This window comes from Acinetobacter lwoffii (assembly GCF_024129685.1).
GTDB classification, from domain to species: Bacteria; Pseudomonadota; Gammaproteobacteria; order Pseudomonadales; family Moraxellaceae; genus Acinetobacter; species Acinetobacter lwoffii_X.
The window spans coordinates 39243-50379 of the sequence record NZ_JAMXXL010000026.1 but is presented as its reverse complement, the minus strand read 5'-3'; the positions used below and the strand labels follow the sequence as shown (position 1 = coordinate 50379).

Below are 11137 nucleotides of genomic sequence, written 5' to 3'. Positions count from 1 at the left end.
TCAACAACTCCGCCATTCTGCTTCGTTCGTTTCCGTCTATCTCGTCGGTATGGGTGCATTCTAGAGGATTTCAGAATCATTGCAACCCCCAATTCACTATATTTTTCACGTATGTCTTTTTTTTCTACAAAAATTACTAAAAAATCGCTTTTTTATCTAATTTTTAAGCGTTTTTATGCAATAAACCCACTAAACACTTCATTTTATTTTTATAACTGAAAATTCATTTAGACCTAAAAACTATCACAATAATATTTAAAACAGTATTTTTAGCCTTTTGATATTGAAATCTTGTCTTTTATTTAAATTAGCTCGTCAAAAGAAAACCAAAATTCCTCTACCTTGCCCAACAAACCGATCTAAATCCTAGACTCCTCAATTGATGAGTTATTTTTGACGTAAAAAGCTTTTATAAAAGCCTATTCTTAGGCTGCTATATAGAAGAGGTATTCATTTTTAGTTTTCGAATCCCAAAACCATGCTTAGATCACTTATATATAGAAGATAAAGTCTGTTATTTTGCATTAAGCGACTTTTTCCTGTTGTTGCTGTCTAAGCCAGTGCTGCATAACTTCTACAATCATGTCTTTCTTGCCCTGATAATCCTCGGCAATAAAGAATAATTTCGCGCGTCGCGGTAACTGCTCTTCAATCAGGGAAAATAAAAAGTAATGCGCGGCCAGATCAAGCTGCATAAATAAAGTATAGACAGATCCATAGAGTTGCTGTTTTTGTTCGACCGGCTGGTATTCAAATAAGAACCGTAATATGCAATCGATCTGTTCATCAAAAATATCTTCTGTTGGAAAGCGATACATTCAATCACCTCTGCTTTAATTTTTTATGTTTTGCACTTTTCTTTTGGAGTCAATTGAAATGAACTCACCCTTAGAGGTCATTCACCTAAGTTCGATTTGCTGATTAATTTTAAGTTTAGTTGTTCAACAAGAAGAGTAGGCATGCAGATTTATATTTTGATTACGCAATCAGAATAAATAAAAAAGGAAGAGATCTCTCCCAAAATCTCCTCCTTAGAATTGAATCTTTACCCGATCCATTATGTCATTATTATAGTTATTCGCTTTAAAGCTTTTAAAAAGAGCCTCTTGGAAAAGAGACTTCTCAGTTGTGGAGTACTATTATTTTTACTACCCTCTAGATGCTCTAAACGAATTCTCTAGATGAATAAATCCTATACATAATAAAGATGAAAAGCAAGTGATTTGGGAAAAATTAACTCTTGTTTTCATAGGGTTTTTTTTGACTTTACTTATTTGATTTTTAAATATAGAACATCAACAAAAAAAGCAGACCGAAGCCTGCTTTTATTTCAATAACTTATCCGTTTTTTAGTCAACAAAAGTGACTTTAGCGATTGCTTTTTTACTGGCCTGAACAATCAAAGTTACGTTCTCTTTCACAGAATAGGTCGTATCTACAGTCTGCCAATCCACTTTCACTGCACCACGGCCTAATGCATCCTTAGCCTGGGCTGCATTTTTGGTTAAGCCGGCTTCACGTAAAATCGAGGTAATAAAGATTTCCCCACCAAACTCGCCACGTGAAATAGTTACTTCTGGCGTACCTTCGGGTAATTCACCTTCAGTAATGATATTGCCCGCGCCTTTATGCGCATTGGCAGCCGCTTCTGCACCATGGAAACGCTCGACTAGCTCCAACGCAAGAATCTTTTTGACTTCTTGAGGATTACGGCCTTCTGCCACTTCTTTTAACAACTGTTGAATTTCTTCAATGGTTTTGAAGCTCAGCAGATCAAAATAACGCTCAATCAATGCATCCGGCATTGAAAGCACTTTCTGGTACATCGCGCCCGGTGCATCAAATACACCAATATAGTTACCCAAAGATTTAGACATCTTATTGACGCCATCTAAACCTTCAAGAATTGGTACTGTGATACAGACTTGTGCTTCTTGGTTATAACGACCTTGTAAGGTACGCCCCATCAACAGGTTAAAGGTTTGGTCTGTACCACCCAATTCAACATCTGCTTCCAGCGCAACAGAATCATAGCCTTGTACCAATGGGTACAAAAATTCATGAATCGCAATTGGCTGCTGGTTGTTATAACGCTTGGTGAAGTCATCACGTTCAAGCATACGCGCAACAGTTTGCTGTGATGCCAGTTGAATCAAATCAGCCGCAGTTTTTTGTGCAAACCATTCCGAGTTAAACACCACTTTGGTTTTGTTTGGATCAAGAATTTTAAATACTTGTTCTTGATATGTTTTAGCGTTCTCTAAAACCTGTTCACGTGACAATGGTGGACGTGTTGCGCTCTTACCAGTTGGATCACCGATCATCGCCGTGTAATCACCGATCAGAAACAACACTTCATGACCCAAGTCTTGGAATACTTTTAACTTATTAATGAGAACCGTGTGGCCCAAGTGCAAATCAGGTGCAGTCGGGTCAAAACCCGCTTTAATTTTTAATGGACGATTCAATTTTAATTTCTTGAGAAGGTCTTCTTCAGAAATAATTTCGTGGGTGCCTCGTTGAATGAGGGCAAGTTGTTCTTCAGCCGGCAGGAAATTTGACATCACAAAATCCAATACATCAGTTACTCAATTTGTGCGATATACTAACACTTTTTCAGCATATTGCAGGCTTAAGAATAACCATGACAGCGATCTATATTGGGGTAATGACCGGCACAAGCATGGATGGTGTCGATATTGTTGCTGCTTCTTTTGATCCACTCCAGCTTCATGCCACACTCACTTTGGCATTTGATCCAGACCTTCGGGACGAGCTGATGGCACTAACCTTGCCAGATGACAATGAAATTGACCGCATGGGCAAGGCTGATGTTGCACTGGCACAAATGATTGGTCATGGTATTAATGCGCTGATTGAAAAAAATAACCTGGATAAATCCAGAATCAAGGCGATTGGCTCGCATGGCCAAACTATCCGGCATCGTCCTGAACATGGTTTTACCCTGCAAATTGGTGACCCGAACATCATTACTGAAATTACCCAGATTCCGGTGATTTCAGATTTCCGGCGTCGTGATCTGGCGGCAGGTGGTCAGGGAGCACCTTTAGTTCCGGCATTTCATCAGGATATTTTCCAGCATGACAGTATTCACCGGGTAATTTTAAATCTGGGCGGTATAGCGAATGTCAGCCTGCTGCCTGCCGGCAAGCCTGAAGAAGTTTATGGTTTTGATACTGGACCAGCCAATATCTTGATGGATGCCTGGTGTGCCCGTTATACCGGTCAGCCTTTTGATGAAAATGGTAACTGGGCAGCCTATGGCACCCCGATTCGCAGTTTACTCGATCGCTTTCAGTCACACGAATTCTTCTCCAAAGAACCTCCAAAAAGTACCGGTCGTGAAGATTTCAACCTGGAATGGCTGGATGAACAGATTGCTGACTGGCGCAATGACCTGCAATACGATGAACTGGAAGATACTCCGGAAAATGTACAGGCGACTTTATTAAAGCTCACCACCCGAGCCATTAAAAAAGCAATTTACCGCTCTGGCATGGATACCGGACAGGTTTTTGTTTGCGGTGGTGGTGCCTACAACTCACATTTACTGGAGCAGTTGCGCTGGCGCCTGCGCAAACATGAATGGAGCGTACAAACTACGGCCGATCTTGGTTTAAGCCCGACTTGGGTGGAAGCCACGGCCTTTGCCTGGCTGGCCATGCGTTTTATGAATCAGCTGAATGGTAACCTGCCAGCAGTCACTGGTGCTGCTGGATATCGCATCCTCGGTACCATTACTGCTGTTTAAATTCAGCTAATTACTATTAGCTTGCATGACTATATAGCTACTCAAAAACAGTCATCAAAAAAGGTCTGCATAAATGCAGACCTTTTTTGATTTTAAATTTTATGCTCAAGAATTTATTGCATCATGCGTTTGGCATTTTCATTTCTAAAGGCCCGCAGAATCTGCTGACCAGCACGACCTGTTGGACTTAAGCCCAAACGCTGCTGTTCCTGACGAATCGCTTGACGGGTTTTATCTCCAATCAGACCATCCACCACACCAATGTCATAACCTCGATTCAATAAAAATTGCTGGATCTCACGACGTTCTGCACGAGAAGTTCCCGGATCATCAGTAGGCCATGTGGTCATAAATGAGCCTTTACCTTGCAGGCGATCGGATAAATGCGCAATCGCCAAGGCATAACTTTCTGCCGCGTTATAGCTATAAATGGCATCAAAGTTTTTAAAGACCAAAAATACTGGACCACTGGGGCCTGCAGGTGTAACCAATCCGGCCTGAGAAGATTGCGATAAATTTCCTTGAACTAATGCCGAACCATCGGCACGTACCACCCCTTGATTGTTCCAACTACTCAAGGATTTTTTATTTCTTCGACCTTCACCGGAAACCGACATGCCTTGAGGGATCTTGACTTCAAAACCCCAAGGCTGTCCGCTCTGCCAGCCACGCTTGCTTAAAAAGTTGGCAGTTGATGCGAGTGCATCCGGAATGCTCGAAACTAGATCACGTCGGCCATCACCATCAAAATCAACTGCAAGCTCATCATAAGTCGATGGCATAAACTGGGTATGACCAAATGCGCCTGCCCAGGAACCCTTTAATTGTTCTTCACGCACATCGCCACGCTGTAACAGTTTCATTGTGGTAAAAAACTCACCACGAAAATAACTCTGGCGACGACCTTCACAGCTCAAAGTTCCTAAAGCCTGTAATAAAGGATATTTCCCCGAAATATCACCAAAATTACTTTCGACACCCCATACCGCAACTACCGTTTCTGCAGGTACACCGTAGGTAGCAGCAACACGATTGAGCACCTCACGATGTTGCTGTAGTTTTTGCCGGCCGAGCTGAACCCGTTCTTCATCCACCAAACCAGATAGATAATCCCAAATCGGGGTAGAAAATTCAGGCTGGTAATTCAGGCGTTCAATCACTGAATAATCCGGGTTTAAGTTCTGGGTATAACGATCATAGGTACTGCCGCTTACACCTCTAGCAACAGCTTGACTGCGCAAATTAGCGAGACAGTTTTGAAAATTATTTTGGGAGGCATAATTCGGGATATTTGAACTAGAGGTCAAATCAGTCGGCGTGACACGTTGACCATTAATAATAAGTTCAGCCTGTGCCTGTGAAGCAGCCAAGACCACAGAACCAATAAAAAGTGCAAGCCGTTGCATAAGACCCTTGAATATTTAGATTTTGAATTATGCTTCTACCTTAGCAGCTCATGATGAAAATTAAAGCGCCAATGCGTAAATTTAAATTCATAATTCCTACACTTTTAAATTCATTTTGTAATCTTTAAATTTAAACACGAGTTATCCACAAGCTTGTTTTAAATTCAAATCAGCAGGATTTTTAAATTTAAATTCAAAACATTTGGAATTATTTTTGAATTTAAAAAATTACTGGGGATAACTTGTTTCAGGAAAAGCGAGTCACGATCATCAACATGCTCTAATTACACTCGTTTTTGTTTTAAATTCATTTGAATAATGGGCTAATATTTTTAAATTCAAAAACTTTGAATTCATTTATCCAGTTTTAAATTTGAATTCATATTTTTTGAATTTAAAAGCGCAAGTTTAAATTCAAAGTGCGATTTAAATTTGAATTTATTTTTATGAATTTAAATTCAAAACTGCTTTCCAGTTTTAAATTCAAACTTTGATTTCAAGCTTATCTACAAGTGAATATGGCAAAATTCAGCTGTAAAAAAGGTTTTATTGGATTGTTATATTTATACTCAATTGATCAGTTTATAAGCAATTGATTTAAAAACTGATCCGACCAATGGCAGGTATTTTTGAAGAGGCGCAATCATGCCTGAAAGCAGACAAATAAAAAAGCGATCACCGAAGTGATCGCTTTTTTTATCAGCAAGTTAAAGCCTAGATGGTCATATCTTCGCTCAATGCCAATGGATTCGGTAAAATTTTCGCCAGTTGGCGGCAAAGTACAGACAATTGCGCGCTGTCATTTGGCATCAGGGTAATGTGACCAATCTTGCGACCTTCACGCTCTGACTTGTTGTAGAGATGCAAATGCGCACCTTCCAGAGCCAGAACATCTGCAGATTTTGGATGCTGACCAATGATGTTCACCAAGACAGTTGGACGGATCACTTCAGTTGAACCTAAAGGCAAACCAGCCACCGCACGTACATGATTCTCAAATTGCGAACATACGGCGCCTTCAATCGACCAGTGCCCCGAGTTGTGCACGCGTGGTGCCATCTCGTTGGCATATAAGCCTTTGTCTGTCACAAACAGCTCAAGGGTTAGGACACCGACATAGTTCAAGTGATTCAGCAGACGAGTGATGTAATCTTGCGCCACAGGTTGCAAATCTGCGCTGTTCGGTGCAGGCACAATCGAGTGCGACAGAATGCCGTTATGATGATGATTTTCAGCCAATGGCCAGGTTTTGACATCACCATCTTGACCGCGTACTGCAATAATTGATACTTCACGTGAGAATGTGACAAAGCTTTCTGCAATCAGCTCACCTGCAGGACCCAATTCTGCCCAGGCCTGATCCATCTGATCGGTCGAACGTAAAACGAATTGGCCTTTACCATCATAACCGCCACGCGAGGTTTTCAGTACGATCGGCAAGCCCAGTTCAGCTACAGCCGCCTCTAAGCTTTCCAGTGAAGTGACCGCTTTGTACGGTGCAACCGGAATAGCCAGTTCATCAAACAAGGCTTTTTCAGACAGACGATGCTGGGCAATCGCCAAAGCCTGACGCGGCGGATGCAGTTGCTTGCTTTGCGTCAGTACATCAACATCTGTAAGTGGCGTATTTTCAAACTCAAGGCTAAATACATCTGCACTATTAATAAAGTCTTGCAGACCATTTTCAGCCCGGCTCGAAATCACCGGACCCAAAGCAGCAGAAGGACAGTCTGTGCTGGCTTCAAAAAATGTACATTGAATATTTAATGGAAGTGCCGCTTGCGCCATCATACGACCCAGCTGACCGCCACCAAAAATACCGATGGTTTTATCCATAATCTGTGTCTCGACTTAAGCTTGGCCTGGAATATTGTTACTTGCCACTTTATCTGTTTGCGCTGCACGGAAATCTGCAACATTTTTTGCGATTTCTGGACGGGTCAAACCCAGAATTTGCGCGGCCATAATGGCAGCATTGGTGGCACCGGCAGGACCGATGGCCAAGGTACCCACCGCAATACCGGCTGGCATTTGCACAATAGACAGCAATGAATCAACACCGTTTAAAATCGAAGATTTCACCGGTACACCCAAAACAGGAAGATCAGTTTTCGCTGCACACATACCCGGTAAATGCGCTGCGCCACCTGCACCGGCAATAATTACCTGAATACCACGATCACGCGCTTGCTCGGCATATTCAAACAGGCGGTCTGGGGTACGGTGTGCAGAAACAACTTCGGCTTCAAATGGGACACCAAGCTGCTTGAGCATATTGGCAGTGTGTTCGAGAGTTGCCCAATCTGATTGAGAACCCATGATAATACCTACGAGAGGAGTATCTTGTGCAGCAGCCGCATTCATTGCAAATTTTCCAGAGATTAAAGTGAGAAAAGATAAATCTCGACGAGAGAGCCAAGCTTGAATAGGAGTGCGTATTATAGACTGAAAATTCAGCTTCATAAAATTTAACGGTCAAAGCAAGGCTCGATTTTTCTTGTTTTTTATCGAATTTTCAAAAACTGGAATAAAAATAGGGGAGTAGCCGCAGTTACAACTATTTAGGAACTGCGGAATACAAAATAGACACATCCACACAGACATAAAGCAGCCCAGAGATAATCCAGTTTAAAAGGCTGCTTAAACATGAAAATCATAAAAGGAACAAAGACCAGTAAGGTCACGACTTCCTGGGTGATTTTCATTTGGCCGACTGCGAGTCCTTGCTGCGCCAGCAATTTGGTCGCCGGAATCATCAGGCTATATTCAAACAGGGCAATGGCCCAGCTAAATAGAATCGCTTGCCAGAGCGGTGCATCATGCGGCAAAAACTTTAAATGCCCATACCAGGCCAGGGTCATAAAACAGTTGGCAATTACCAGAAGAAATAAAGCCGGCAGCATTTGCATGCACTCTGCAAAAAAGTCGAACTTATTTTACGGTTTATTTGGCGAAAAGATATTGCATCGCTTTGAAATTTTCTTTGAATTTATCCGTGAAATAGGATTTAAAAAATCCCACAACAAGGCCAGAATTTTCACTATCTTTTCAGCTAAAGCCTTGCTATCGTTGCTTGCAAATTGAATAAATCATGACAACAGCACCAATATAAAGTGATGGGTCAGACAGGAACGGAGTAAAGTAGATGCATCTGCATATTTTGGGTATTTGTGGCACCTTTATGGGCTCGTTAGCGCTACTTGCACGCGATCTGGGCCACCAGGTAACAGGTTCAGACCTGAATGTGTATCCACCCATGTCGACCCAACTTGAAAATGCGGGCATCACTTTAATGCAGGGTTATGACCGCAGTCATTTACAGCCTCATCCGGATCTGGTGATCGTCGGCAATGCCATGAAGCGTGGTATTGATGCAGTCGAATATATGCTGAATGCAGGTCTGCCTTATATTTCAGGTCCGCAGTTCCTGGCTGATCATGTTCTGCAAGGTAAACACGTGCTGGGTGTCGCCGGAACACATGGTAAAACCACGACCACCACGATGCTGGCTTGGGTACTGGATCAAGCCGGTCTGGAGCCAGGTTTTCTGATTGGCGGTGTGCCATTGGGCTTTTCGGAAAGTGCGCGTCTCGGTGGTGGGAAATATTTCTGTGTCGAAGCCGATGAATACGATTCTGCTTTCTTCGACAAGCGTTCCAAGTTCGTGCATTACCATCCAAAAACCGCAATTTTAAATAACCTGGAATTTGACCATGCCGATATCTTCGATGATCTAGCCGCAATTCAAAAGCAGTTCCATCATCTAGTTCGTACCATTCCAAGTGAAGGCCGGATTATCGCGCCGATTACTGAAAGCAATATTGATGAAGTGCTGGAGCAGGGCTGCTGGACACCTGTAGTGCGCACCAGTCTGGATGCCAATGAAAAAGCTGAGCTGTATGCAGAACAATTGTCAGCAGATGGTTCACATTTCAAAGTGCTGCAACAGGGCGTGGTCAAAGGCGAAGTACAATGGAATATGACTGGACAGCATTCGGTGGCCAATGCCTTGGCCACGATTGCTGCCGCTGAACATGTCGGCGTATCGATTGAAACTGCCTGTGAAGCACTATCGAATTTTGGTGGGGTGAAACGCCGTATGGAACTGTTAGGCACAGTCCGTGGTATCGAGGTTTATGATGATTTCGCCCATCATCCGACGGCGATTGATACGACCTTAGAAGGTGCGCGCAAACGTCTAGGGGAACGCAAACTCTGGGCAATTATTGAACCACGTTCCAATACCATGCGCATGGGCAGTCATAAAGATGGCTTGGCTCATTCAGCACGTCTGGCCGATGAAGTGATCTGGTATCAACCGGAAGGACTGGACTGGGATCTGCAACCGGTCATTGAGGCTGCGCCAAACAAGGCCAAAGTTGCACGCACACTGGATGACATCATTCAGACCGTGGTGGCAGAAGCAGGCGAGGGCGATGCCGTAGTAATTATGTCGAATGGTGGTTTTGGTGGTTTGCATCAGAAGCTGATTACTGTTTTACAAGCATAAAACAGATTTAAGTGAAGTGAAGAAGCCCGCCTAGCGGGCTTTTTTTAGCATATTAAAACGTTGATTGAGAAAAAGTGAACCGTTGTTCTGATCCTGCAATCCTATGATTTAAATATTGACCCAAAGAGCAGATTTATCTCTGAACCCTCCCTGATGATCTTTTGTTGCAATCTGTACACAAGACTCATTGCAGCGCCATATCACTCAAGGCACAATCGAGAAGAACACAGGTATCTATAGGCCTGAAAGCCAGATCATAAATCAGCCCATCGCTGTCACTATATAAAAGCAATCGAGGCGTTCATTATTCTCGCTGAGTCAGGTCATTCTCATTCCTCATTCCATTAGGAGATGTGTCATGACAACGATGAAAGCGATGGTCTATTACGGCGCAAATGATATCCGCTTTGAAGACCGCCCAGTTCCCACCATTTTGCATCCCAGCGATGCCATCATTAAACTGGAAAAAGTTACCATCTGCGGTACCGACTTGGGTATCTGGAAAGGTAAAAACCCGGAAATTGAGCAGGAGGCTACGCGTAAAGAGGGCAGCTTTAAGGGACGTATTTTAGGTCACAAAGGTATTGGCATTGTGGAAGAAGTTGGTTCCGCCGTGCAAAACTTTAAAAAGGGCGACCGGGTGATTATTTCCTGTGTCAGCCGCTGCGGAACCTGTGAAAACTGCCAGAAACAGCTCTATGCCCATTGTCGCAATGAAGGCGGCTGGATCATGGGTTATATGATTGATGGCACCCATGCCGAATATGTACGCACGCCCTTTGCCGATACCTCACTCTATCATTTACCCGATGGCCTGAATCAAAATGTGGCCGTATTCCTCTCAGATATCCTGCCAACTTCACATAAAATTGGGGTGCAATATGGCGATGTCAAACCAGGCGACAATGTCGCGATTGTCGGGGCAGGGCCAATCGGCATGAGCTGTCTGCTCACCGCACAGTTCTATTCACCTGCCAATATTATTATGGTGGATATGGATGATAACCGGCTGGAATTTGCCAAGACTGTCGGCGCAACACATACCATCAACTCTGCTAAAGAAGATGCCATTCAAAAGATCCTAGAGATTACCGATGGACGCGGGGTTGACTGTGCCATTGAAGCAGTAGGGGTAGAACCCACCTGGAATATTTGCCAGCATGTCGTGAAAGAGGGCGGGCATATTGCCAACGTCGGCGTACATGGTAAACCGGTGAGTTTTGAACTGAACAAACTGTGGATTAAAAACCTGACCATTACTACCGGTCTGGTGAATGCCAATACCACAGGGATGTTGCTGAAAACCTGCTGTTCCGGCAAATTGCCCCTAGAAAAACTGGCGACCCATCATTTTAAATTTGCCGATTTTGAAAAAGCCTATGATGTGTTTAAACATGCCTCCAATGAGAAGGCCTTAAAAGTCATGATTGACATGAGCTAATCTACATC

General features: G+C 43.2%; 9 protein-coding genes. 3 read left to right on the top strand and 6 right to left on the bottom strand.

Annotated elements, in window-relative coordinates; all coding sequences use genetic code 11:
* Positions 1-524: 524 nt before the first annotated feature.
* Together NI464_RS12350 and tyrS are read right to left on the bottom strand one after the other, a co-directional pair.
* Positions 525-818, bottom strand: coding sequence for a hypothetical protein (locus NI464_RS12350; protein ID WP_005104912.1), 294 nt, complete (start codon positions 816-818; stop codon positions 525-527).
* A 531-nt stretch (positions 819-1349) separates the two neighbouring features.
* Complete coding sequence (tyrS, locus tag NI464_RS12345; RefSeq protein WP_004647151.1) at positions 1350-2564, bottom strand: tyrosine--tRNA ligase; 1215 nt, start codon at positions 2562-2564, stop codon at positions 1350-1352.
* An 80-nt stretch (positions 2565-2644) separates the two neighbouring features.
* Between tyrS and NI464_RS12340 the strand changes: the two genes are divergently transcribed.
* Positions 2645-3772 (top strand): anhydro-N-acetylmuramic acid kinase, encoded by a 1128-nt coding sequence (locus NI464_RS12340; RefSeq protein ID WP_253138718.1) that lies wholly within the window; start codon positions 2645-2647, stop codon positions 3770-3772.
* Between the two features lie 113 nt (positions 3773-3885).
* Here the strand turns inward: NI464_RS12340 and NI464_RS12335 are convergent, their stop codons facing one another.
* The 4 genes from NI464_RS12335 to NI464_RS12320 form a co-directional block, all read right to left on the bottom strand.
* Positions 3886-5178: a lytic murein transglycosylase gene (locus NI464_RS12335; RefSeq protein WP_253138715.1), complete on the bottom strand. Its 1293-nt coding sequence runs from the start codon at positions 5176-5178 to the stop codon at positions 3886-3888.
* Positions 5179-5892: 714 nt separating this feature from the next.
* Entirely contained in the window at positions 5893-7014 is a 1122-nt protein-coding gene (locus tag NI464_RS12330) for a 5-(carboxyamino)imidazole ribonucleotide synthase (protein ID WP_253138712.1), read from the bottom strand.
* Positions 7015-7029: 15 nt separating this feature from the next.
* The gene (gene purE / locus NI464_RS12325) at positions 7030-7542 is read right to left on the bottom strand and encodes a 5-(carboxyamino)imidazole ribonucleotide mutase (RefSeq protein WP_004647147.1); all 513 of its coding nucleotides are present in this window, start codon (positions 7540-7542) and stop codon (positions 7030-7032) included.
* A 197-nt stretch (positions 7543-7739) separates the two neighbouring features.
* The gene (locus NI464_RS12320; protein WP_004647146.1) at positions 7740-8081 is read right to left on the bottom strand and encodes a DMT family protein; all 342 of its coding nucleotides are present in this window, start codon (positions 8079-8081) and stop codon (positions 7740-7742) included.
* A 242-nt stretch (positions 8082-8323) separates the two neighbouring features.
* Here NI464_RS12320 and mpl point away from each other — a divergent pair, with 242 nt between their 5' ends.
* Together mpl and NI464_RS12310 are read left to right on the top strand one after the other, a co-directional pair.
* Entirely contained in the window at positions 8324-9688 is a 1365-nt protein-coding gene (gene mpl, locus NI464_RS12315; RefSeq protein ID WP_005264469.1) for a UDP-N-acetylmuramate:L-alanyl-gamma-D-glutamyl-meso-diaminopimelate ligase, read from the top strand.
* A gap of 358 nt (positions 9689-10046) precedes the next feature.
* Positions 10047-11129, top strand: coding sequence for a zinc-dependent alcohol dehydrogenase family protein (locus NI464_RS12310; protein ID WP_253138709.1), 1083 nt, complete (start codon positions 10047-10049; stop codon positions 11127-11129).
* Positions 11130-11137 lie beyond the last annotated feature (8 nt).